The organism is Duganella sp. GW821-FHT07G03, from assembly GCF_059418605.1.
The window spans coordinates 173,904-196,242 of sequence record NZ_JBWKQE010000003.1 but is presented as its reverse complement, the minus strand read 5'-3'; the positions used below and the strand labels follow the sequence as shown (position 1 = coordinate 196,242).

The 22,339-nt window shown below is 62.8% G+C and carries 19 protein-coding genes; 4 read left to right on the top strand and 15 right to left on the bottom strand.

All coding sequences use genetic code 11. The annotated features are described in order from the left end of the window. Nucleotides 1-8 precede the first annotated feature (8 nt). The 3 genes from AC07OK_RS06500 to AC07OK_RS06490 are packed head-to-tail and all read right to left on the bottom strand — an operon-like array spanning nt 9 to nt 3,822. A complete protein-coding gene (locus tag AC07OK_RS06500) occupies nt 9-1,538 on the bottom strand; it encodes a TIGR03016 family PEP-CTERM system-associated outer membrane protein (RefSeq protein ID WP_494689530.1) in 1,530 nt (509 codons plus the stop codon). Beyond that, nucleotides 1,522-2,286: an XrtA-associated tyrosine autokinase gene (locus AC07OK_RS06495; RefSeq protein ID WP_494689529.1), complete on the bottom strand. Its 765-nt coding sequence runs from the start codon at nt 2,284-2,286 to the stop codon at nt 1,522-1,524. Before AC07OK_RS06495 ends, AC07OK_RS06500 begins: the two co-directional genes overlap by 17 nt. A gap of 9 nt (nt 2,287-2,295) precedes the next feature. Further along, nucleotides 2,296-3,822, bottom strand: a complete 1,527-nt coding sequence (locus tag AC07OK_RS06490; RefSeq protein WP_494689528.1) for an XrtA system polysaccharide chain length determinant — start codon at nt 3,820-3,822, stop codon at nt 2,296-2,298. Between the two features lie 157 nt (nt 3,823-3,979). Between AC07OK_RS06490 and AC07OK_RS06485 the strand changes: the two genes are divergently transcribed. Both AC07OK_RS06485 and AC07OK_RS06480 read left to right on the top strand, forming a co-directional pair. Then, on the top strand, nt 3,980-4,588 hold the full coding sequence (locus tag AC07OK_RS06485) for an XrtA/PEP-CTERM system exopolysaccharide export protein (RefSeq protein ID WP_494689527.1): 609 nt from the start codon (nt 3,980-3,982) through the stop codon (nt 4,586-4,588). 108 nt (nt 4,589-4,696) lie between these two features. Next, complete coding sequence (locus AC07OK_RS06480) at nt 4,697-5,449, top strand: N-acyl amino acid synthase FeeM domain-containing protein (RefSeq protein ID WP_494689526.1); 753 nt, start codon at nt 4,697-4,699, stop codon at nt 5,447-5,449. Here the strand turns inward: AC07OK_RS06480 and AC07OK_RS06475 are convergent, their stop codons facing one another. Together AC07OK_RS06475 and AC07OK_RS06470 are read right to left on the bottom strand one after the other, a co-directional pair. Continuing rightward, the gene (locus AC07OK_RS06475) at nt 5,450-6,205 is read right to left on the bottom strand and encodes a S1 family peptidase (protein WP_494689525.1); all 756 of its coding nucleotides are present in this window, start codon (nt 6,203-6,205) and stop codon (nt 5,450-5,452) included. After that, the gene (locus tag AC07OK_RS06470; RefSeq protein ID WP_494689524.1) at nt 6,199-8,574 is read right to left on the bottom strand and encodes a hypothetical protein; all 2,376 of its coding nucleotides are present in this window, start codon (nt 8,572-8,574) and stop codon (nt 6,199-6,201) included. The genes AC07OK_RS06475 and AC07OK_RS06470 overlap by 7 nt, the downstream gene beginning before the upstream one ends. A 185-nt stretch (nt 8,575-8,759) precedes the next feature. Between AC07OK_RS06470 and AC07OK_RS06465 the strand changes: the two genes are divergently transcribed. Together AC07OK_RS06465 and AC07OK_RS06460 are read left to right on the top strand one after the other, a co-directional pair. Further along, nucleotides 8,760-10,040: a nucleotide sugar dehydrogenase gene (locus tag AC07OK_RS06465; protein WP_494689662.1), complete on the top strand. Its 1,281-nt coding sequence runs from the start codon at nt 8,760-8,762 to the stop codon at nt 10,038-10,040. Then, nucleotides 10,040-11,101: an SDR family oxidoreductase gene (locus AC07OK_RS06460; RefSeq protein WP_494689523.1), complete on the top strand. Its 1,062-nt coding sequence runs from the start codon at nt 10,040-10,042 to the stop codon at nt 11,099-11,101. Before AC07OK_RS06465 ends, AC07OK_RS06460 begins: the two co-directional genes overlap by 1 nt. Here AC07OK_RS06460 and AC07OK_RS06455 read toward each other — a convergent pair. The 10 genes from AC07OK_RS06455 to AC07OK_RS06410 form a co-directional block, all read right to left on the bottom strand. Next, entirely contained in the window at nt 11,058-12,449 is a 1,392-nt protein-coding gene (locus tag AC07OK_RS06455) for a SpoVR family protein (RefSeq protein ID WP_494689522.1), read from the bottom strand. The genes AC07OK_RS06460 and AC07OK_RS06455 overlap by 44 nt on opposite strands. Next, nucleotides 12,446-13,591, bottom strand: coding sequence for a DUF444 family protein (locus tag AC07OK_RS06450; RefSeq protein ID WP_494689521.1), 1,146 nt, complete (start codon nt 13,589-13,591; stop codon nt 12,446-12,448). The genes AC07OK_RS06455 and AC07OK_RS06450 overlap by 4 nt, the downstream gene beginning before the upstream one ends. 9 nt (nt 13,592-13,600) lie before the next feature. Continuing rightward, nucleotides 13,601-15,529 carry a serine protein kinase gene (locus AC07OK_RS06445; protein WP_494689520.1) on the bottom strand — a complete coding sequence of 643 codons (1,929 nt, stop codon included), beginning with the start codon at nt 15,527-15,529 and terminating at the stop codon, nt 13,601-13,603. Between the two features lie 105 nt (nt 15,530-15,634). Further along, nucleotides 15,635-16,546, bottom strand: coding sequence for a LysR family transcriptional regulator (locus AC07OK_RS06440; protein WP_494689519.1), 912 nt, complete (start codon nt 16,544-16,546; stop codon nt 15,635-15,637). A 104-nt stretch (nt 16,547-16,650) separates the two neighbouring features. Next, on the bottom strand, nt 16,651-17,076 hold the full coding sequence (locus tag AC07OK_RS06435; RefSeq protein ID WP_494689518.1) for a hypothetical protein: 426 nt from the start codon (nt 17,074-17,076) through the stop codon (nt 16,651-16,653). A gap of 591 nt (nt 17,077-17,667) precedes the next feature. Next, nucleotides 17,668-18,078: an Hpt domain-containing protein gene (locus AC07OK_RS06430; RefSeq protein ID WP_494689517.1), complete on the bottom strand. Its 411-nt coding sequence runs from the start codon at nt 18,076-18,078 to the stop codon at nt 17,668-17,670. Nucleotides 18,079-18,136: 58 nt separating this feature from the next. Then, nucleotides 18,137-19,012, bottom strand: a complete 876-nt coding sequence (locus tag AC07OK_RS06425) for a proteasome-type protease (protein ID WP_494689516.1) — start codon at nt 19,010-19,012, stop codon at nt 18,137-18,139. Between the two features lie 57 nt (nt 19,013-19,069). Further along, entirely contained in the window at nt 19,070-19,873 is an 804-nt protein-coding gene (locus AC07OK_RS06420; RefSeq protein ID WP_494689515.1) for a transglutaminase family protein, read from the bottom strand. Between the two features lie 13 nt (nt 19,874-19,886). Beyond that, on the bottom strand, nt 19,887-20,837 hold the full coding sequence (locus AC07OK_RS06415; RefSeq protein ID WP_494689514.1) for an alpha-E domain-containing protein: 951 nt from the start codon (nt 20,835-20,837) through the stop codon (nt 19,887-19,889). A 9-nt stretch (nt 20,838-20,846) separates the two neighbouring features. Continuing rightward, entirely contained in the window at nt 20,847-22,277 is a 1,431-nt protein-coding gene (locus AC07OK_RS06410) for a circularly permuted type 2 ATP-grasp protein (RefSeq protein ID WP_494689513.1), read from the bottom strand. Between the last annotated feature and the right edge of the window lie 62 nt (nt 22,278-22,339).

The following is a 22,339-nucleotide window of genomic DNA, read 5'->3' as shown; positions in this document are numbered from 1 at the left end:
GACTCCGCTTAAAAGGCGACCATCAAGGCCGCGCCGATGCCGTTTTCACGGTAGTTGCCGCCGGCATTGCTGCTGTGGCGGACATGGCGCAGATCGATGCTGGCGCTGACCTTCGATTGCAATTGATGGGTCAGCGACACGGTCAGCGCGCTGTTGCGGTCGGTGCGGCCGGTGCTCAGCGATTCGGCCCGGCTGACGCTGGCGCCGACGTTGAGGTTGCTGCGCGGCGACATGCGATAGTTCCAGCCGGCCTGGGCGCTGTTCTGCCGGGTGCGGTCTTCCAGCGCCAGTTGGTCGGGACCCAGCAAGGGGCTGTCGATGGCGTTGCTGGTCTGGGCGGTGCGGCGGCCGCTGCTCAGGGAGAACGCCAGCGCGCCGCGCGGGCCGCTGTACACCGTCGCCAATTTCAAGTCTTTTTGCAGATAGTAGCGATGGCTGAAGAAGTTGACGTTGCCGTTAGGCCCCAGTATTTGCGACACCAGCAGGAACAGCTTGATGGTTTGCAAGCGCGCCTGCGGATCGGGGATGCGGGTGGCCCACAGCTGGTATAGAAAGTCGCCCAGGCCGGTTGGCGGTATGCTGAGGAACTCGCCGTGCGTGGTGGTGATGTCCTCGTTGTAATTGAGCGTCCAGTACATGCTGCGCAGGCGGTATTCGGCGTCCAGGCTGTAGGTGTTGCCGAAATAGCGGCGTCCCAGGCTGGCGGCAAGCTTGGTGCGCGGCGACGGTGTCCAGTTGCCGCCCACTGACCAGTGGCGGCCCTGCGGCTGGGCGCCGGTCGAGTGGTAGTCGTTCTTTTCGTAGCCGCCTGTGCCAAACAGCGACAAGCGGCTGTTGAGCGGGTAGCTCAGCGTCAGCGCGACGTCGCTCATGGTGACGGTAGGCAGCGCTGTGTCGTCGATATTCTTGTGGTTGGCGTGCAAGTCCCAATTCCAGCCCTGGCCGCCGTTGTCGCCGGTCAGTTGCAGGCTGGCGTCGTCGCTGCGCACGCTCAACCGGCTGCCGCTGCTGACGCGCTGGTAGTCGTAGCGCAGCTGGGCGGTGGCCAGGCCATGGAAGTAGTGCTTCAGGTAGGGGCTGAGGCTGGTGGCGCGCACGGTGCTGTTGTTGCCGGTGACCTGGGCCGCATCCACCAGCTGCGGGCCGAACGCCGAGACGTTCTGCTGGCTGATGCTGGAGCGGGCGTCCAGGTACAGCCAGTCGCGCAGCAGGTCGGCGTGGCCGCTGGCGTCCAGTTGCTGGTTGCTGCGGTCGGCCTGGCGGGTGTAGGCTATCCTTTGCAGCGAGTAGTCCAGCGCGAGTTTGAGCCGCGGACCATTGGTGCTGATGGCGATGCCGGGCGAGAACTCGGTGGTGAACTCGCCGCGCGCCTGGTCGGGCGGCGCCAGGTTCATATTGTCGCTGTAGGATTCGCGCAGCCGCACCGAGGGCGTCACGTTCCACTCGGCCGGAATGGCGCAGGCCGGCAGCGACAGCAATACCAGCATGCTGAGCTGATAGGGAGCGCCGCGTGGAGCCAGGTTAATCATAATAACCATAGTATTCGCCGCCGGGGAAGGCCTTGCTCTTGTTGTAGATCAGACTGACATGCGGGCACTGCTCGATGTGGCGCAGCGCCTCCTTGACCGCATGCTGGCTGGTCGTCTCGGACTCGACCACCATGACGATCTGCCCCATCTGCGCCGCCAGCACGCTCGCTTCCGTGGTCATCAGCAGTGGCGGCGAGTCGAAGATGACGATGCGATCGGCATAGCGTTCGGCGATCTCGGTCAGCAGCCGGCTCATGCTGCGGCTGGCCAGCAGTTCGGTGGCGTGCTTGTTGGCCCGCCCGGCCGGCAGGATGCTGAGCGTGGCGACATTGGTGCGCAGGATCACGTCGGACAGTTCGGTGCGCTCGCGCAGCAGGATGTCCATCAGGCCGGGCTCGGCAGGCAGGCCCAGCACCTTGAGCACCGAGGGCCGCGCCACGTCCGCGTCGACCAGCAACACCGTGATGTCCATCTCCATCGCGATGCTCATCGCCAGGTTGACCGCGCAGAAGGTCTTGCCTTCGCCGGGCAGGGCGCTGGTGACGACGATCAGGTTGCCGTGCCGCAGCGCCGGGATGTCGTGGTCGCCGCGGGCATTTCGCAGCAGGGGCCGCTTGATGATGCGGAAATCCTCGGCGACGGCGGTGCGGCCGCCGTCATGGGTCACCATGCCCAATTGACTGAGCCGTTCGAGGTTGATCTCGATATGGCGCGGTGCGCCGTTGGTGGACATCGTATGCTCGGTGGATTGCTCCATGCGCTACTCCTAATATCGCAACGCCGCCATTGCCAACACGGCGCCGTAGGCTACAAACAAACAGGACAGGGCGGTGCCGAAGGCGTAACGGCCACGCTTGCGTTTGATTTTCTGCAGATTGGTCCAGTTCATGGACACCGTGCCCAGCACCGGCAAGCCGGTGCGTTCGCGCAACTCACTCGGACTGAGGAAGGTGGGGCGCACCTGGCTGATCAGCAGAGCGGCCGCCAGCCCGGTCAGCAGCGCGCCGCCCAGCACCAGGCTGGACAGCAGGACCCGGTTGGGACCGGCCGGCAACAAGGGCACCGTGGGCGGATCGATGATCTTGAAGGCCATCATTTCGGTGGTGGAGCTCAGTTCACCCGACAGCTTGGCCGCCTCGCGCCGGCCGATCAGTTTTTCGTAATTGTCCTTGTTGATCAGGTAGTCCCGGTTCAGCTGTGCCAGTTCGGACTCGACTTCCGGCACCGCGTTCGCCTGCGCCAGCAGTCGCTGGTGGCGGGCGGCGTACTCCTGCACGCGGGCGCCGACGGCCGCCACCTTGGCGTCGGCCTCGGTTTGCGCGACCTTGAGTTGTTGTAGCATCGGGCTATAGTTCTTGCCCGGGTCGCCCGCTGGCTTGAGCTTGCTTTCCTCGATTTTGCGCGCCTCCAGCTGCGCCACCAGGCGCTTGGCGGCGATGATGTCCGGATGCAGCTCGGTGTATTGCATGCGCAAGGCGTCGAGGTTTTTGTTCAGCGCCGAGATACGCCCGTCGAGCTCGGGACTGTCGATGCTGGCGGGGTTGAGGTCGGCGCCCAGCACCGGCTCGTCGCCGCTGATCTGGCTGCGGATGGCGTTGCGCGCCTGCTCGGCTTCAAGCAATTCCAGCCGGGCGGCGTTCAGCGTGTCCGCCGACTGCATAATCTGGCTGCTGTAGTCGACGCCCTGGCGTGGCAACAGGCCGTTATTCTTTAACTTGAATTCCTTGACTGAATTCTCCGCCGCAATCAATTTGTCTTCATAGGATTTAATCTGCTCGTCGATGAATTGCACGGCTTTCCGGGTTTCGCCGTTCTTCCCTTTGAAACTGCCTTCGACGAATATCGTCAGCAGCGATTGCACGACGTCGTGCACCAGTTTCGGACTGCGATTGTTATAGGTGATGGTGTAGATGTCGTAAGTGTTGGTGCCGCCGATTTTAATCTTGCTCATTAATTCGTCCAGTTGCTGTTCGTGATCGCGCGCGGTCTTGGCATTCAGGTCCAGGTCCACCATGCGCATCACGCGCTCGACGTTCGGGCGGCTGAGCAAGGTGCGGCTCATGATGGAGACCTGCTGCTCGACGTTGGGGACGCTGGTCATGCCGGACAATAGCGGCTTCAGTATGCTCTGGGTATCGACAAAGACCCGGGCGGTGGTTTGATAATCGTCGGGCAGCAGCGCCACCTTGGTCCAGCCGGCCAGCGCCACCAGCCACATGACGCCGATCGCATACCAGCGATATTTCCATATTCCCTGCAAGCTGATTAACAACTGGCTAATCATCTGCTCCATGATGTGTTTTCTCCGGTAGCTTGGGGAAGGTGAATCCAAATTATATGGCTCGGAATATGGCGTTTTTTTCTTAACTGGGCAGTGATTGAGCCAGATCAAGCAGCGGCGGACGGCTTTTCTCAATCATGGAATCCGGACTATTCAAACGGGATTCGTCATGCATACTATTTTGCGTATTGCCTTTTCTACGCTGCCGGCCTTGTTGCTGGCGGCTTGCGCGCACCGCCTTGCACTGCCGCCGGAAGAACCGGTGGCGCCCCAGGGCGATTACCTGATCGGCGCCGGCGACGTGGTCAACATCAATGTCTGGCGCAATCCGGAGGTGTCGGTCAGCGTGCCGGTCAGGCCGGATGGGAAAATCACCACGCCGCTGGTCGAAGACTTGCAGGCGGCCGGCAAGACCTCGACCCAGCTGGCGCGCGACGTGGAAAAGGCGCTGGAAAAATACATACAACAGCCGATGGCGACCGTCATCGTCACCAGTTTCGTCGGCCCATACGACCAGCAGATCCGCGTCATCGGCCAGGCCGCCAAGCCGCAGGCGCTGGCCTATCGCCAGGGCATGTCGCTGATGGACGTGCTGATCGCGGTGGGCGGCGTCACGGACTTCGCCGCCGGCAATAAAGCCAACATCATCCGCACGGTGAACGGCACACGGCAGAGCTTGCCTGTGCGCTTGCAGGACCTGTTGCGCGACGGCGATATTTCTGCCAACGTAGCGGTGTTGCCCGGCGATGTATTGGTGATCCCCGAAAGCTGGTTCTGAGGCAAAAAAATATTTCAAATTTCGGGGAACTTTTCATCCACTAGGCAGGTCTGAAGAGCATGAGCCCAGTTTGTCCTTTGCCGACAGCTGGCCGACAGACCTGACAGGATGCCAACCGTGCAACATGACGACGCAATAGTTTCTTTTGAGGCCGGTCCAGGCCTGCGCGACCTCGTGGTCGGCGAAGGCGTAAGCAACAAGGAACTGGACCACACCATAGACCAGCAAATATTCCACATCCGCATGGCCAACTCGCAGGGGCGGCGCGAAGCGGCCAGCTTGTTGCTCAAGAAGATGTACGGTTGGCGCGGCTATTCGGTCGACCCCAACGCCAGCCATGCGCTGAACAAGATCACGCTGTTTGCGGAAACCGGCGGACAGACCGTGGGCACCATGTCCTTGTGCCTGGACAGCGAAGAGATCGGCCTGCCCGCCGATGAAAACTTCCGGGACAAGCTGGACGATCTGCGCAACCAGCACCGGCGCCTGTGCGAGCCTTCGCGGCTGGCGATCGACAAGGGCGTGTCCAAGCGCGTATTCGCGGCGCTGATACACATCTCCTACATCTATGCGCACAATATCCACGGATACACCGACTACGTGATCGAGGTCAATCCGCGCCATGTCATGTTCTACAAGCGCATGCTGGGCTTTCGCGACTTCGGCGGCGAGCGGCCGTGCACGCGGGTCGGCGCGCCGGCCGTGTTGCTGCGCCTGCAGCTGGACTATATGGGCGAACAGATCCGGAAGTTCGGTGGCATGATGGAGCAGCAAACCACAGAGCGTTCGTTTTATCCCTACTTCTTCCCGACCTGGGACGAGCCCGGTATCACCGGACGTCTGATCGCGGGCAAGAACTGACTATTTGGGCGGTGGCGGTTCGAGCAGGCTGGCGGGGATGGCGTAGGCGATGCCGCTGGGCGCGGAGATCGCGGTTTCCTTGACGCCCTTGACGAATACCATGTTGACCACACCGATCACCTCGCCAGTGTCGGGGTCGAACAAGGGGCTGCCGCTATTGCCCGGATAAGCCGTGCCATCCAGCTGGAACACGGCGTAGGCGGTTTTTTGCAGCTGGTTCAGCAGCTTTCCGTCGAGTTTGCTTGAGCTGATCGAGGGCATGGCCACGGGTGTGATCGCCGATACCGTGCAACGATGGGTCACGTGACGCAGGCCGAGTACCATGCCGAGAGGGAAGCCCATAAAGGCCAGCGACTTCCCCTCCTGCACCTTGGCCGAGTTGCCCAGCCTGAGGGCGGGAATGGGCGCGCCCTGAACCCGCAGGCGGGCGAGGTCGTGCTCCTTGTCGATCATCGTCACGGCGGCGGCGCGGAACTGGGCGGTGTCGCCTTGGCGCACCAGTATGCCCAGGTTGTCGCCCTGATCGGTGCGCAACAATTCATTGACCACGTGGGCGGCGGTCACCACGGTCAAGCCGTCTTCGATCACGAAGCCAGATCCGATAAACGACAGGGCCGGGCTGCGGGTCTTCTGAAAACTGCCTATGCCCACCACGGAAGGTTTGACGAGCTCGATAGTGCGGCTGAGTTCGTCTGCGGAGGCGGCAAAGGCCAGGCTCAAGGCCAGCAACGCCGGCCAATAGGTAGGTTTCAACATGGGGCGCTCGCGGCAGGACGGATGGAAGGGGCGGGCCGCAGCGCGGCGGCGCACAGCAGCAGCATAAACAACAAGGTGATGCGGGGCACGTCGAACAAGCTGTCGAACAGGCCGACGACCTGGAACGCGCCCAGCGCCGCCAGCAGCGCCAGCGCCTGGGCGCCGGCCGCGCCGTCGCGTGCGCAGCGCAGCAGTTCGGCGGCGGCGCTCGACAGCAGGCCGGCATAGGCCAGCAGCCCTGGCCAGCCCATTTCAAAATACAGGTTGAGTCCCAGGTTCTTGAGGTGCCAGGGCAGGTGATGGCGATCGCTGCTGAAGAACCAGTAATTGTTGGCGTCGGAGAAGGTGCCGTTGCGCACCAGTTCATGCTGGCTGTCGAGATCGCGCAAGCTCACATTGTCGATGTCCAGCGCGGCCTGCTCGCCTTCGACGGCGATTTCCAGCTGCACCCGGCGGCCGGGGCGCCCCAGGGCGCCGGACGACAAGGGAAATTGATATCGCTGCCAATAGGGGGCATGCGGGAGCCGACGCATGGGCAGGGGAATGCAGCCCTGCGGATAGAGCAGCTGGCGTTCGCACAGATTCACTTGCAGGAAGGCGGGCGCGGCGCCGTTCGCGACGTCCAACGCCAGCATGTAGGACGTGTTGCTTTCGATGGGAACGATCTGCAGCAAGCGTAGCAGTTCGCCATAACCCGCCGGATACGCGCCGGCGGACAAGCGCAGAAAGCGATTGCCATCCTGATCCAGATAGCGATAGCTCGCCGGAACCTCGTGTTGCTGGTTGCGCCAAAAGTACAGGACGGGGAACTTGCCCAGACCCGCCCCCAGGATCGCGGTGCCAAGGTCGTCATCCAACAGGCCCAGCGCGTTGCGCCAGTGCTGGATGCGTCCCGACAGATCGCTCGTGGTGCTGGCAAACCGCTCGGCGACGAAGTAGCCGTTGTAGACCGGGACGGCGGTCGCCAACACCAATGCGCAGCTGATCAGCGCCGTCAGGCTGGCGCGGCGCAGGCGCCACAGCGGGCGCCGGCGCAGGACATTGAGCGCGAGCGGCGACATGGCCGTCAGCAACAAGCCGGTGCTCGGTACCAGCGTGGCCGGGCCGGCATGATGGTAGGCGATCCAGACGGCATTGACGGCCAGCCCCGCCAAGGCCAGCATGGCCAAAGGCAATAGCGGGCGTCGGCGGCAGGCGGCCAGAGCGAAGGCGGCGAACGAGAGCAGAAAAAGCAGATAGGGACTCTTCAGCATGGCCACCGGCGGTTCGCCGACCGGCAACAGCCACGCCAATCCTCCGGCGAGCGCGACGCCGCAAAGCAAGCTGCTCGCCAGGACGGGCGCCCGCAAAGGCAGGGAGGACAGGATGAGGGACGCCGTCAACAAGGCCAGGGCCGCCGCCAAGCCGCGATACCCGCTGCTTTCAAACACCACGCCCAGTACGCAGGCGGCCAGCGCGGCGCCGGCGGCGGCGACCAGCGGTGCGCGCCATCGGCGCCTGGCCGGAGCGGTGCGTAAGATGGCCATCAAGGGGATGCCGGCAAGGATGGGGACGGCCAGCGCATAGGCCGCGTACAGCCCGCGCGAAAAGGTCGCCAGGCCGGCGTACAGCGCCAGCGGCAGCATCAGCAACGCCGTTGCCTGCCGCGCCGGCCGGTGTTGCTCGAACAGCCATGCGCCAAGCAAAGGGAAGCTCATCGCCAGGTAGCCGTCCAACGCGGCCCCGCCGGTGTGCATGGCGGAGAACGGCGCCGTGATGCGATAGTCGCTGGAAAAATTGAGCAGGCCAGGAAACTGCCAGCGTTCCCAGGTCGCGGCAGCACTGGTCAATAGCAGGCCGATCAACATGCCCGGTATCAGCAAACGGCGCAAGCCCGCCAGGTCGGGGGCCAGCGCCTGCCTCAACGGCGGCAGCAGCACGTAGCTCCAGAACCACGCCTTGCCGACGCGCAGCGCGTTGTAGGGACTCAGGTAGTTGTTGAAGGAATTGGCATCAATCGGCGGCAGTGGCTGCAAGCCGCGCCACAGCGCGAGGCACCAGGCGCCGGCCAGCAACCACAGGCTGAAACGGAACAGCGGCGGAAAGGCCGGGCGCATGCCTGTCAGGTCGAGGCGCCAGTAGCAGGCGCCGGCCGTCAGCAACAGGAACAGGTCGATTTCTTCCAAAAAGAACCAGCCGGTATGCGGCGCCAGATCCAGCACGGGGAGCAAGGCGGGCAAGGCCAGCAGCCACAGCAAAGGCCGCCACCACAGCAAGGCGCCGTAGCCCAGCAACATGGCGGGCAGCCAGCTGTCATGCAGGGGATAGACGCTGAGCGCCAAGATCAATCCGCCGAAAGACAACACGGAAAGGAGGCGGACGCACATCATGAGACTCTCCTTGGCGAACGGTAGGGATAGAGTAGGAACTCTGGTCGCTGCACTCTTTGATACAACACAAACGGAGCGGCCTTGCGGCGCAATCGGCGCTGGTTTGCGACACCTCAACAGCGGCCCGGAAGCGCTCCGTAGAATCGGCCGAGACGCATGTTTAACGTTCAGACGCGAGGTGCATGATGGAAGTCGTAGCCGTGGTGGGATTGGGATATGTGGGGCTGTCGCTGGCGGTGGCTTTTGGTGCGCGCCGCCGCACCATCGGGGTCGACCTGTCCGCGCGCAAGGTGGCGAACTACCGGCGCGGCTTCGATCCGGGCGGAGAGGTCAGCAGTGAGCAATTCGCCGCGGCGCGCCTGCTGGAGATGGGCTGCGATCCCGCTGCGCTGAGCGAGGCCGATTTCATCGTGGTTGCCGTGCCGACCCCGGTCGACAGCGCCCACCAGCCGGATTTCTCGGCGCTGGTCGGCGCCAGCCAGTCGGTGGGGCGCTATATGAAGGCCGGCGCCGTCGTGGTCTATGAATCCACGGTCTATCCCGGCGCTACCGAGGAGATCTGCATTCCGGTGTTGGAGCGGTGTTCGGGATTGACTTGGCGGCAGGATTTCCATGTCGGCTTCTCGCCCGAACGCATCAATCCCGGCGACAGCGAGCACACGCTGGCGACCATACGCAAGATCGTCGCGGGCGACGACCACGCCACCCTGCAACGCGTGGCCGCGCTGTACGAGGAGGTGGTGGACGCCGGCGTGCATCGCGCATCCAGCATCATGGTCGCCGAAGCCGCCAAGGTGATCGAGAATACCCAGCGCGACCTCAATATCGCGTTGATGAATGAACTGGCCATCATCTTCGACCGGATGGGCATCGACACACTGCAGGTGTTGCAGGCGGCCGGCACCAAGTGGAATTTCCTGCCGTTCCGGCCCGGCCTGGTGGGCGGGCATTGCATCGGCGTCGACCCCTATTATCTGACGCACAAGGCGGAAATGCTGGGCTACCACCCGCATGTGATCCTGGCGGGGCGCCGCATCAATGACGGCATGGCCAAGTTTGTTGCCGAGAAGACGGTCAAGGAAATGGTGCGCGCAGGGTTCAAGCTCAAGGGATGCCGGGTCAACGTGCTGGGGCTGACGTTCAAGGAAAACTGTCCGGACTTGCGCAACTCCAAGGTCGCCGATCTGATCGTCGAGCTGGAATCTTATGGCTTGCATGTCCATGTGCACGACCCGGTGGCGGATCCCGACGAAGCGCAGCATGAATATGGCGTACGGCTGGAGCAGTGGGACGAGCTGCCCTGCGCGGAGGCGATGATCAGCGCGGTGGCCCATCGCGAACTGGCCGAACGCCCCTTGCAGCAGCTGCGCGCCAAGATCGTCCAGGATGGTTGCTTCATCGACCTCAAGTCCCAGTATGACGAGCAGGCCTTGCGTGAATGCGGACTCAGCGTCTGGAGGCTATGATGGCCGACTACGAAGATGGCACGCCGGCCACCACCAGCTACCAGGAGGTGCGCGAACATCTGCAACAGCAACAGTACCGCTGGGTGATCACCGGGGTCGCGGGATTCATCGGATCGAACTTGTTGCAGTGCTTGCTGGAGCTGGGCCAGCGGGTGGTCGGACTCGACAACTTCCTGACCGGCCACCGCCACAACCTGGAGCAAGTCAGGAGCACGGTTAGCCCGGAGGCCTGGCGCCGCTTCGAGCTGATCGAAGGTGACATACGCGACGCGTCCACCTGCAACCGCGCCTGCGATGCCGCCGACTTCGTGCTGCACCAGGCAGCGCTGGGCTCGGTAGCGCGCTCCCTGCACGAGCCCTTGCTGTGCAACGATATCAATATCGGCGGCTGTCTCAACGTGCTGGAGGCCGCGCGCCTGGCCGGCGTGCGGCGCATCGTCTATGCCGCCTCCAGCGCCAGCTATGGCGACCATCCGGCCTTGCCCAAGCAGGAAGCCCAGGTCGGCAAGGCTCTGTCGCCGTATGCGCTAACCAAATATGTGAACGAATTGTACGCGGATGTCTATGCGCGTTGCTACGCCACCGAATGCATCGGCCTCAGGTATTTCAATGTGTTCGGGCCGCGCCAGGACCCGGCCGGCGCCTACGCAGCGGTCATTCCGCAGTGGATCGCGGCGATGATAGGGCGGCGCCGGCTGGTGATCAACGGCGACGGCGAAACCAGCCGGGACTTCTGCTATGTCGCCAATGCCGTGCAGGCCAACCTGCTGGCGGCTTTGACAGATCGGAAGGACGCGGTCAACCAGGTCTACAACGTTGCGCTCAACGAGCGCACCAGTTTGAACGAACTATACCTGATGCTGCATGGCTTGCTGGTGGAGCGCTACCCGCACCTGCGCGATTTTCAGCCGGAGTACGGCGAATTCCGCGCCGGCGACGTGCGCCATTCCCAGGCCGACATTTCCAAGGCGCGGGAACTTTTGGGCTACGCGCCCACCCACGATCTGCGGCGCGGACTCAGGCAGGCTTTGCGCTGGTATGTGGAATATCTGGGTGGCTGACGCTCAACGTTCGTGGGGCGCCACGAAAGTCCACCGTCAATAGGGTGACCGGCTTGCGCCAGATGCGGGCCACATAATTGAGCACCTGCTCGGCGGCGGCCAGGTCCAGCCCACGCCCATCGCTGGCGTGGTCGTGCCGCAAGACCAGGCTCTGGTCCTCCAGCACCTTGTCGACTGCGATGCGCGGCGCCCCGTAGTTGTATTTCGGTCCCAGTATGGCTTCCCGTACCTCGTGTATATCCCGGCTGAGCAGACGCGTTTCGCCGTCCTTGCGCATCTGGTAGCTGAACAGGCCCAGCTCGGCAGCCAGGTCGGCCTCCAGGTAGTTGCGGATGAAGCCGAAGTCGTCCTCCTCGCTGCAAATACGGCGCGCCGCCTCGATGCCTTGCCGCTCGACGATACGCTCCCACATGCTGAAGCCGAGGTGGTAGGGGTTGACCGCGAGCGCCAACTGTTGCTCGCCCGCGTAAGGCCGCACCACATCGGAATGCGCCTTGAGGGCTTGCAGGTAGATTGCATGCGGCAGGAATTCTGCCTCGCGCAGCAATCGTGCGTGCCAGTAGGACGCCCAGCCTTCGTTCATGATCTGGCAGGCATGTACCGGATAAAAATAGAACGATTCTTCACGCACGGCCAGGAATATGTCTCGCTCCCAATCCTGGAGTTCCGGCGCGTAGTGTGCTACGAACCACAGCAAATCATATTCGGGGTGGGGCGGCAGCGGCGCCCGCTCCGCTGCCTGCGGCGATGCCAGCAGCTCGCCGGGCAGGGCGCGATAACGTTGCTGGAAAGGCCCGCTTGCCAGCGGTGGCGGCGCTGCTTGGGCGTCGGGGTAGGGCGGACGGTACAGCTCCTGCTGGATGTCGATGTGCGGCTCCAAGGCCAAGGCGGCGTCCAGCACGGCTTCTACCCGTCGCTGGCCGTGCCGCGCCAGCGCCAGGTCGAGGCGATGGGCGCGGGCCGCGCTTTGTTCGAGTATATGTCCGCCCGTCATGTTCAGGAAGCGGTCGAACAAGCTGTTGCGTCGAACGAAATCCGCATGGCCGATGACATGGGCGGCCACCAGGGTGTTCTCGGCCAGGCTGTTCTGATTCATCATGTAGGCCCGGCACGGATCGCCGGGGAACATCACCTCGAAGATGCGCGAGTGTCCCATGTTTTGATGCAGCAGCTGGTGGATGTAGCGCAAGCCGAACGACCAGTGGTGCATGCGCACCGGCACGCCGTACACTGCGATTTCAAGCATGAAGTTTTGCGGCACCAGTTCGTAATCGACCGGGCAGTATTCCAGTCCAAGCTCGCTGGCAAGTTGCTCAATGCGGGCAGTCCAATCCTCAAGCGTACTCATGCTTTTTCCTCGGCGCCAGCCTGCTGCGTCAGAAATTGTTTCAGCGCGCCGATGATGTCTTCGCTCTGGGTCAGCACCACGCTGGACAACGGCAGCCCCTGCCGTTCGCGCTCCTTCCACAGCCGCCCCATCTCGGTCTCCAACATGCGCGGCATGCCGGGCAAAGTCTCGACATAGGCCAGATAATTCATGCGGCTCGCCAGTTGGCCCAGCAACTTGCTGGCCGCCGTCCGGTCTTCGGAAAAATTGTCACCGTCCGAGGCGTAGAACAGATAGCTGTTGTAGCTGGCTGCATCGTAGTGCTCATCGAGCAGCGATCGGGCCAGCTCAAAGCCGGTCGACGCCATGGTGCCGCCCATGCCGCTGACCTCGAAGAATTCGCTCTCGTTGAACTCCCACGCGCGCGCCGCGTGCGCCAGAAAGCGCAGTTCCAGCCGCCGGTAGCTACGCCGCAGTCCTTGCAGCGCGAGAAAGAAGAAGGTCTTGGCCAGGCGCCGCTCGGCCTGTGTCATGCTGCTGGAGACATCGAGCACCATGAACACCACGGCCTTGCTGCTGGGACGTGGCCGCTCGACGAGCTGGCGGAAGCGCAGGTCTTCATTGGTAAATGCCGCCGGCGTATTCTGCACCGCGCGCCGCTTGACGGCCTCTTTGATGGTGCGGCGCCGGTCCAGCCGCGAACGGGCGCCATGCTTGTCCCAGCCGCGCTGCAGGAATTCCGGTTGTTCCAGTGTGGCGTTGCCACGCGGCTGTAGCGAAGGCAATTGAAATTCTTGCCATAGCCAGTCCACAATATCGTCGATGGAAAACTCCATCATCAGCGTGACCGTGCCCGGCGCATTGCCGGCGCCGCCTTCATCGCCGTAGGCTTCATCGGGCGGCATCAGCAGGTCGCCCGGTTGACCGGGCCCCTGGCCGGCGCCGGTGGTGCTATTGTGCTCCGCGAGACGAAAGCGCGCATGCTCCAGCAGCCGCAGCGGCACTTGCACGCTGTGCTGACCGGGTTCGCTCATCAGTTCGGACGAGGATATGATCTCAGGCAAGTGATCGCGCACGGCGTTGCGCACCTTGTCGTTGTGCCGCAGCCAATCGCGCGCGCCCCGGGAAAACAATTCGTACCAGTCGCGTTGGCCGGTCTGCATGGTCTGGCCTCATTCCTGCGCCAATAGCGTGGTGACATAATTCAAAGCTTCGCGCGCGCAGTGGCTGTCGTAGCCGTAGTCGTCAACCAGGCGCTGCTCCACCGCGGAAATCTTGGCGCGTACCTCGTCGTCGGGACGCTTGCTGGAACTGACCAGGCGCAGCACGTCGCGGCGTTGCTCGAACAGATATTGCTGCAAGGCGTCGCGCAGCTGCGCGTGGCTGCCCAGGCCGAAGCGTTGGCCGCGCTTGTACGCGCTCATGGCCTTGCGTACCACTTCCTGGCGGAATGACTGTTTTCCCGAATCGGAAATCGCAATCTTTTCCTCGACCGCGCGCAGGAAACGCTCATCCGGCCGCCGTTCTTCGCTGGTGATGGGGTCCTTGACCTGGCGGTTGTCCAGCATGGCTTCGACCTCGTCCAGATACTTGCCCAGTAAATCCTCTATTTCTTGCTCGAACGAGACGAACAAGGCTTTGTGGACATCTTCCTTGACCCAGCGGTTATAGAAATCCTTGCGCGTCAAAACCAGATAGTCGACCCATTTGCGTTTGCGGGCCGGCTCGATGCGCGCATCGCTTTCGATGCCATCCTTCAGCGCCAGCAGCAAGTCCATCGTGGTCAGGCTGCTGCGGGAGGTTTGAATGATGGCGTTGGACACAGCATTGATGACGAAGCGCGGCGACACGCCGGACAGGCCCTCGTCGGGCGCCTTTTCCTTGCTGCGCAGCCGCTGCGCCTCGGACGGATGGACGCCGTCCACGTCCTCGCCGGCATGGATGCGCACCCGCCTTGCCAATTCGCCGTCGCGCTCTTCGCCTTCGTGCAGGCGGGTCAGCACGGCAAAGACGGCCGCGGCGTGCAGCACATGCGGGTCCAGGTGCACGCTGCGGAAGGCCGGCGCCGCCGCCAGGATCAGCTTGTGATAGATGCGTGCCTCATCCCGGTAGTTCAAGGTGTAGGGCACCTGCACTATCACCATGCGATCCAACAAGCCCTCATTCTCGCTCTCCTGCAGGAACTTGCGGAACTCGGCGAGGTTGGTGTGGGCGAGGATGGTCTCGTCGAGATAGATCAGCGGAAAGCGCGCCACCTTGACGTTCTTCTCTTGCGTCAGCGTCAGCAGCAGGTACAGGAACTCGCGCTTGACCTTGAGGATTTCTATCATCTCCAGCATGCCACGGCTGGCGGCATACACGGCGCCCGACCATGACCAGGCGCGCGGATCGCCTTCATCGCCGAACTCGGCCACCTTGGACAGGTCGACCGAGCCCACCAGGTCGGCGATATCGGCCGTATTCGGATCATGCGGCGCATAGGTGCCGACCCCGCTGCGTCCGGCCTCGGAAATGAAGATGCGCTCGACCGGCATGCGCAGGAAGTCGCCGCTCAGTTCGTGCTCCAGCCGCATCCGGCAGTGTGGACACAGCTCGCCGGTCAGGTCGACGCCATAGGTTTCGCGGAAGCCCGGGCGCATGGTGTGCGGCACCAGATGCAGCGGCGATTCGTGCACCGGGCAGCCGGCAATGCCGAACAGGGCGCCGGCGTCGGTGTAGCTGTATTCCTCCAGGCCGCGCTTGAGCCGTATCACCAGCGTGGATTTGCCGCCGGACGGCGGCCCCAGTAGCAGCAGCAGGCGCCGCCCCACTTCGGAACCGGCCGCGGCGGCCTTGAAATAGTCGGCCACGCGCGCCAACGCATCGTCGATGCCGAAGAGCTCGTCAGCGAAGAGCTTGCAGCGTAACCTGCCGTGCTCGTCTTGCTGGCCGCTCCAGCCCAGCATGTCCCAGATGTATTGATGCGAACTGCGCACGAATTGGCAGGGCGCCATCGGCAGCACCTGCTCCATGAACTGCGCAAAGCTGCCGCTCCAGTGGCCCGCCCGGTGCTGGCGCGTGAAGGCTTGCAGTTGCTCCCGGTATTGTTCGCGTTGATCCATCGTCGCATCCCCTCCTGTGCAGTCAGCACAGACAAGTATCTGCGCCAGGACGGGCTGGCTATATGAGGTGCGTCAAATGGACTCGGGGATTTTTATGGCTGCAAATCAGTCAGCGCGGTCCCACGGCGGCGTGCCGGAAAATTCGTCGACCAGGAAGTCGATCATCACCCGCACCTTGGCGCTCAGGTGGCGGCGGCTGGGGTAGACCGCCAGCACATCGATATCGGGCATATGGTAGTCGGGTAGCACGCGCACCAGCCTGCCTGCGCGCAGGTCGGCGCCGACCAGGAAGCTGGGCTGCCAGATCACCCCCAGGCCGCCCAACGCCGCGCCGCGCGCTGTATCGCCGTTATTGGTATGCATGACGCAGGACACTTTGACGGTATGGAGCTGCGCTTTGGCGTCCAGAATTTGCCACTCGTCGGCCGTGGCCGCGTAGCTGTAGCCGATGCAGCTGTGTTGCAGCAAGTCGGCGGGCTGCATGGGCATGCCGCGCTGCTGGATGTAGGCCGGCGACGCGCACAGGATATTGTGCGAAGTGGCCAGTTTGCGCGCCACATGGGAGGCCGAGCCGGCGCGCGAGATGCGGATCGCCATGTCGTAACCTTCCTCGACGATATCGACCACGCGGTCGATCAGCGCCACATCGAGTTGCACGTCGGGATATTTCTGCAGAAAGCCGGCCCACAGCGGCGCCAGGTGCAACACGCCGAAGCTGAGCGGGGCATTGATGCGCAGCACGCCCCGCGGCTGCATGGTGGCGGAGGAAACGATGGCCTCCGCCTCGGCCACATCGTCCAGGATGGACTTGGCGCGCTCGAACAAGGCTTCGCCGCTGGCGGTGAGCGACATCTTGCGCGAGCTGCGGTTCAGCAGCCGGGTTTGCAGATGGGCCTCCAGGTCGCTGATGTAGCGGGTGACGTTGGCGGGCGACGTGTCAAGCGCGTCCGCGGCACGGGCAAAACCTTCCCGGCGAACGACTTCAACAAACACTTCCAGTGCACGCAACCGGTCCATGCAACGCTCCTATTCATCTTTTGTAAAGTATAAATCAACAGCGCAATAAAAAAGCCGCAGCACCGGACAGGTGTTGCGGCTCTATGGCGATGGGAGCAAGGTGCTCAGCGCGGCAGGTAGTTCACGTTGGCGGCTTCCTTGATCACGCGGCCGGCGGTGAGGGCGGCGTTGCCGGCGGCGTCTTGCATGCCTGCGGACTTGCCGTGATACATACCGACCAGTCCTACCGCCGCCTGGGCGTCGCCGGCATTGGCGGCCCGCTCGAACAACTGTTGGGCTTCACCGCGTTTGGCCGGGTTGGCCAGATAGCGCAGCGCCAGTTCGCGCTGGGCCACCGGCGAACCCTGTTCGGCCCATTCTTGCAAGCGGCGCTCGGCGGCCGGTTGACCTTGTGGACCCAATTGCATGGCGGCGGCTTCAATCATGGTCGGCGAAGGGATCCCGTCTTCCTGTGCCTGGCAAGCGATCAGCGCTCCCACCAGCACCAGCACCGACGATACCAGCACGCCAGACTTGTTGAATAATTCCATATTCTAGTTACCTTTGGTTAAAGCAGCACCACTATCAGTGAGGAGAGCCATCTACTGCGCTGCCCAGGCTGAAACCCGGGCCGCCTGCCGTGGTACTTCAAATGCTGCGCGCGCCAGTCCAGTGTCTCGACGCAATGCACCATTATACTTGCACTGAGACAAATTATCAATTGCGCAAGATGCCTCAGCGCAATAAATTTATCTTTCCATTCTACAAAATTATCGGAAAACATGGCGCACACTAGGTTCTGCCTTGCTAGCCGCCTTGAATTCGCTGGTACGGCTCGGATATTATCACGAAGCTTTTCAGCCTCTTGATTGCAGGCGGATATTCAGGGTAACAATTGTAACCATTCGTTAAGCGGGGCAATAAAGCGCTAACGGGACGCGCCTGGTTGCACTGCAACACGGATAAGTATTCACAATTTCTGAATAATATGCCCGATTTTTTGCTTCCTTGCGCGGGCGGTGTTGTAATTAGTTGACTCGCAGGCAGCAATAAACTGATCAGGCAATCTTCAGGCGTGGGGCGCATGCGGCGGTCCAGGTGGCCGTTCGCAAATGGTAGTAGTCCGGCGTGTAACTGTAACTTCAGGCTTGGGCGGCTTGCCCGCTTGATGGTGCATTGCCTTGCAACCAGCCGTCGGCCGACTGCAATACCAGTTGATACTCGAATTCCAGATCCAGGAAAAGGGCGGGGACCTGGTCTGGCAGGCGCCCGGCGATCGCCTGCTCCAGTTTGAGCGAAGAAGCCACCAGACGCTTGGCGCCCAGCGTGCCGATCGATCCCCGCAGGCTGTGCAAGAGCTTGCCGGCATCGGCGTAACGCTCCTCCCGCAGGGCGGCGGCGGTTTGCTGCATCGGCGCCATGCCGGGAGCGCAGGCATCGCGCACGATCTTCGAGACTACGGCCAGCGCCTTATCGTCATTGCCCATGTATTTGAGCAAGGTATCGACCGAAAAGATTTGTTCTTCGGCTAACGGCGGTAAGGCGTCGGACATGCATCGCTCCGTGTAAGGTGAAAACTTCCTGCATCATACTCTTTCCGGAACGCTGGTGTTACTGCTGCCCGTCATGGAATTGTTGCGTGAGCGTCTGCAAGGGCGTGTTCGACAGCGGCGGCACCGCCACGGTCGCCGGCGGCGCCACGCGCACCGGCTGGCCCCCGGCCCGGGCCGAATGCAGCACATTGTTGGTGGCTTCAGGCGCGGCGTCCCAGACCGGATGGTCCAGTCCTTCGAATACCCGCTTCAGTTGATGGCCCCAGGTATTGCGTATCATCTGGAAATACTGGTTGCGCTCGTCGATGGTGACGAAATGGGTGACCGCCAGTTTCTCCGTCTCATAGACCAGCAAATCCAGCGGCAGCCCGACCGACACGTTCGAGCGCAAGGTCGAATCCATCGAAATGAGCGCACATTTGGCGGCATCGTCCAGGCTGGTGGCGGGGGTGACCACGCGGTCGAGGATGGGCTTGCCATACTTGGCCTCGCCGATCTGGAAGTAGGTGTGCTCGTCGTGCGATTCGATGAAGTTGCCAGCCGAATAGATCTGGAACAAACGGCAACGCTCGCCCTTGATCTGACCGCCGAAAATGATGCTGACGTTGAACTCGATGCCGAACTCGGCCAGCGCCTTGGCGTCGCGCTCGTGCACCTGGCGGACGGCGTCGCCTAGAAGGCGGGCCGCCTCGTGCATGCTGGTGGCGGTCCAGATGCTATGGCCATCGGCGTTCTGCTGTTCGGACACCAGCTGGCGTATCGATTGCGAGATCGACAGATTACCGGCGGTCATCATCACCATCATGCGTTCGCCGGGGATTTCAAACACGCTCATCTTGCGGAAGGTGCCGACCTGGTCCACGCCTGCGTTGGTACGTGTATCGGATAGAAACACCAGCCCGGCATTCAGGCGCATGCCCACACAATAGGTCATCGTTACAAGTTATTGATTAGAATAATTATTATTGTACACCCGGGGTGGGAGCACTATCTATTGCGGCACGATCTGCACATCCACGCTCATAGACTCGGTGCCGCCGCCGCGCCGCACGCCGCGCACCGGCGCCGCCGCATCGTAGTCGCGGCCGATGGCCAGGCGGCAATAGGCGTCCGTCATCAGCCGCGCGTGGGTCACATCGATGCTGACCCAGCCGGCGTAATCCCTGTCCTCGGCCCAGGCGTCCACCCAGGCGTGGCTGGCGGCGTGGTCGCTGGTTTCCGGGTCGATATAGCCGGACACGTAGCGCGCCGGTATGCCGTGCGCATGGCAGCAGGCCAGGAATAGATGGGCATGGTCCTGGCACACGCCTTCGCCCAGCGCCAGCGCGTCGCTGGCGGTGGTGGTCACGGCGGTCGCACCGCTTTGATACCGGACCGCACCAAAGATGTGCTCCGCCAGGCGGATCAGGTCCTTGGTTTGCGCCTTGCCGTCCGGCAGGCAGGACGCCGCCAGTTCCAGAATGCCGGGCGTGGGTTCGGTCAAGCGCGTCGACACGGTGTAGATCAGCGGCGACAGGCTGTCGCCGTTCGGCATCCGGCCCTGTTTCGGGCTGGTGGTCTCGATCACGCCGCGGGCCACGATGGTCAACCCCTGGTGCGGCACGTTCATCGTCATCATGTGCGACAGGTTGCCATAGGCATCGGTGTAGGCATGCACATGGCCCGGCATGGCGATGTTCCACGACAGCACGTGCTGCTGCGACTCCGCGCGCGGCGTCAGGTGCAGCTGCTGGATGGTGTAGGCCAGTGGCGTGGTGTAGGTGTAGCGCGTTTCGTGACGTATCGTCAGTTGCATAGAGTGCCTCGTTTCAAGCCGCCAGCGGCACCAGGAAATCGCGGCTGACGCGATTGCCCAGTTGATTGATGTCGGCCAGGAAGCCGGTCAGGGTGTCGTGCAGGCCGGCCGCCAGGATGTCGTCGATCTTGCCGAATTGCAGTTCGGCGCGCAGCCTGCCGGCGTAGCGTTCGGTGTCGGCGGACACGTCGTTGCGCACCTCGCGCAGGTTCTGGACCACTTCGTCCATGCAGGCCAGCAAGGAGCGTGGCATGTCGCCGCGCAGCATCAGCAATTCGGCGATGCGGGCCGGGGTGATGACGTCGCGATACACCTTGCGGTAGATCTCGAAGCCGGACACCGAGCGCAACAGCGCGCCCCAGTAATAGAAGTCGCGCTGGGTCATGGTCTCGCCGGTGCTTTCCGCGCCGCCGCCGTGGAACTTCACGTCGAGGATGCGGGCGGTGTTGTCGGCCCGCTCCAGGAAGGTGCCAAGCCGGATGAAATGCACGGCTTCGTCGCGCAACATGGTGCCAACTGTGACGCCGCGCGATAAATGCGAACGGAACTTGACCCATTCGAAGAACTTGCTGGGATCGTTTTCCAGCAGATCGCTGTCCAGGCGTTTCTGCATGTCCAGCCAGGTCTGGTTCTGGATTTCCCACACTTCCGTGGTCAGCGTGCCGCGCACGGCGCGGGCGTTCTCGCGCGCCTCGGTCAGGCAGGCCACGATGGAGGAGGGGTTGTCCGGGTCGCGCACCATGAAATCGATGACGGCGCGCGCCTCCAGCGCGTCGTACTTGCGGTCGAAGGCGGATTGCAGCTCGGAGATGCCGAGCATGGCGCGCCAGCCGTGGGCGTTTTCCTCGTCGGACTGCGGCAACATCGAGGTCTGCACGTTGACGTCCAGCATGCGGGCGGTGTTTTCGGCGCGCTCGGTGTAGCGCGCCATCCAGAACAGGTGATCGGCGGTGCGGCTTAACATGGGCTCTCCTTAGCGTTCCAAAATCCAGGTGTCCTTGGTGCCGCCGCCTTGCGACGAGTTCACCACCAGCGAGCCTTCCTGCAAGGCGACGCGGGTCAGTCCGCCCGGCACCATCGAAATGGTCTTGCCGGACAACACAAAGGGACGCAGATCGATGTGGCGCGGCGCGATGCCGCTTTCCACGTAGGTCGGGCAGGCCGACAAGGCCAGCGTCGGCTGGGCGATGTAGCCGTCCGGCTTGGCGATCAGGCGGCGCCGGAAGTCCTCGATCTGCTGCCTGGTCGAGGCCGGGCCGACCAGCATGCCGTAGCCGCCGGCGCCATGCACCTCCTTGACCACCAGCTCGGGCAGATTGGCCAGCGTATAGGCCAGGTCTTCCTTCTTCCGGCATTGGTAGGTCGGCACATTGTTCAGCACCGGCTCCTCGGACAGGTAGAACTTGATCATGTCGGGAACAAAGGGATAGATCGACTTGTCGTCCGCCACCCCGGTGCCGATGGCGTTGGCCAGCGTGACGCGCCCCGCGCGGTACACCGACAGCAAGCCCGGCACGCCCAACGATGAATCCGGCCGGAACGCCAGCGGATCGAGGAAGTCGTCGTCCAGGCGGCGATAGATCACGTCCACCCGCTTGGGGCCGCGCGTGGTGCGCATGAACACCGTGTTATCGCTGACAAACAAATCCTTGCCCTCGACCAGTTCCACGCCCATCTGCTGCGCCAGGAAAGCGTGTTCGAAGTAGGCTGAGTTGTACATGCCTGGCGTCATCACGACCACGGTCGGATCGTTGATGCCCATGGGCGCGACCGAGCGCAGGTTATCGAGCAGCAAGTCGGGATAGTGGTCGACCGGCGCGATCTTGTTGCGGGCGAACAGTTCCGGGAACAAGCGCATCATCATCTTGCGGTCTTCCAGCATGTAGGAGACGCCGGACGGCACCCGCAGATTATCCTCCAGCACGTAGAACTCGCCCTGGCCGGCGCGCACGATGTCGACCCCGGCGATGTGCGCGTAGATGTCGGACACCACCTTGATGCCCTGCATCTCGGGTCGGTACTGGGCGTTCTGGTAGATTTGCTCGGCGGGGATGATGCCGGCCTTGATGATGTTCTGGTCATGATAAATATCATGGATGAACATGTTCAGGGCCTGGACCCGTTGCACCAGCCCGGTTTGCAGCTGCTTCCATTCGGCCGCCGGGATAATGCGCGGTATCGTATCGAAGGGGATCAGCCGCTCGGTGCCGGCATCGTCGCCGTAGACGGCGAAGGTGATGCCGACCCGGCGGAAGGTCAAATCGGCCTCGGCCCGCTTGCGCTCGATGGTCTCGGCCGACTGGCGTTGCAGCCAGCCGCAAAACTCGCGGTAGTGTTCACGTACCTCGGCGCTGGCGTGGTGGGCCAGCCCGTCGGCGGTCATTTCGTTGAAGAATTTAGCCATATCGAACATTCCCTGATGAGTACATTTCTCTTCTATCAAGAAACGTGCCAGAAAAAATGCCC

What these genes read in the sequence shown, in the direction of transcription:
- AC07OK_RS06500 (WP_494689530.1), bottom strand. Translation starts at nt 1,538, where the DNA reads ATGGTTATTATGATTAACCTGGCTCCACGCGGCGCTCCCTATCAGCTC.
- AC07OK_RS06495 (WP_494689529.1), bottom strand. Translation starts at nt 2,286, where the DNA reads ATGGAGCAATCCACCGAGCATACGATGTCCACCAACGGCGCACCGCGC.
- AC07OK_RS06490 (WP_494689528.1), bottom strand. Translation starts at nt 3,822, where the DNA reads ATGGAGCAGATGATTAGCCAGTTGTTAATCAGCTTGCAGGGAATATGG.
- AC07OK_RS06485 (WP_494689527.1), top strand. Translation starts at nt 3,980, where the DNA reads ATGCATACTATTTTGCGTATTGCCTTTTCTACGCTGCCGGCCTTGTTG.
- AC07OK_RS06480 (WP_494689526.1), top strand. Translation starts at nt 4,697, where the DNA reads ATGCCAACCGTGCAACATGACGACGCAATAGTTTCTTTTGAGGCCGGT.
- AC07OK_RS06475 (WP_494689525.1), bottom strand. Translation starts at nt 6,205, where the DNA reads ATGTTGAAACCTACCTATTGGCCGGCGTTGCTGGCCTTGAGCCTGGCC.
- AC07OK_RS06470 (WP_494689524.1), bottom strand. Translation starts at nt 8,574, where the DNA reads ATGATGTGCGTCCGCCTCCTTTCCGTGTTGTCTTTCGGCGGATTGATC.
- AC07OK_RS06465 (WP_494689662.1), top strand. Translation starts at nt 8,760, where the DNA reads ATGGAAGTCGTAGCCGTGGTGGGATTGGGATATGTGGGGCTGTCGCTG.
- AC07OK_RS06460 (WP_494689523.1), top strand. Translation starts at nt 10,040, where the DNA reads ATGGCCGACTACGAAGATGGCACGCCGGCCACCACCAGCTACCAGGAG.
- AC07OK_RS06455 (WP_494689522.1), bottom strand. Translation starts at nt 12,449, where the DNA reads ATGAGTACGCTTGAGGATTGGACTGCCCGCATTGAGCAACTTGCCAGC.
- AC07OK_RS06450 (WP_494689521.1), bottom strand. Translation starts at nt 13,591, where the DNA reads ATGCAGACCGGCCAACGCGACTGGTACGAATTGTTTTCCCGGGGCGCG.
- AC07OK_RS06445 (WP_494689520.1), bottom strand. Translation starts at nt 15,529, where the DNA reads ATGGATCAACGCGAACAATACCGGGAGCAACTGCAAGCCTTCACGCGC.
- AC07OK_RS06440 (WP_494689519.1), bottom strand. Translation starts at nt 16,546, where the DNA reads ATGGACCGGTTGCGTGCACTGGAAGTGTTTGTTGAAGTCGTTCGCCGG.
- AC07OK_RS06435 (WP_494689518.1), bottom strand. Translation starts at nt 17,076, where the DNA reads ATGGAATTATTCAACAAGTCTGGCGTGCTGGTATCGTCGGTGCTGGTG.
- AC07OK_RS06430 (WP_494689517.1), bottom strand. Translation starts at nt 18,078, where the DNA reads ATGTCCGACGCCTTACCGCCGTTAGCCGAAGAACAAATCTTTTCGGTC.
- AC07OK_RS06425 (WP_494689516.1), bottom strand. Translation starts at nt 19,012, where the DNA reads ATGACCTATTGTGTGGGCATGCGCCTGAATGCCGGGCTGGTGTTTCTA.
- AC07OK_RS06420 (WP_494689515.1), bottom strand. Translation starts at nt 19,873, where the DNA reads ATGCAACTGACGATACGTCACGAAACGCGCTACACCTACACCACGCCA.
- AC07OK_RS06415 (WP_494689514.1), bottom strand. Translation starts at nt 20,837, where the DNA reads ATGTTAAGCCGCACCGCCGATCACCTGTTCTGGATGGCGCGCTACACC.
- AC07OK_RS06410 (WP_494689513.1), bottom strand. Translation starts at nt 22,277, where the DNA reads ATGGCTAAATTCTTCAACGAAATGACCGCCGACGGGCTGGCCCACCAC.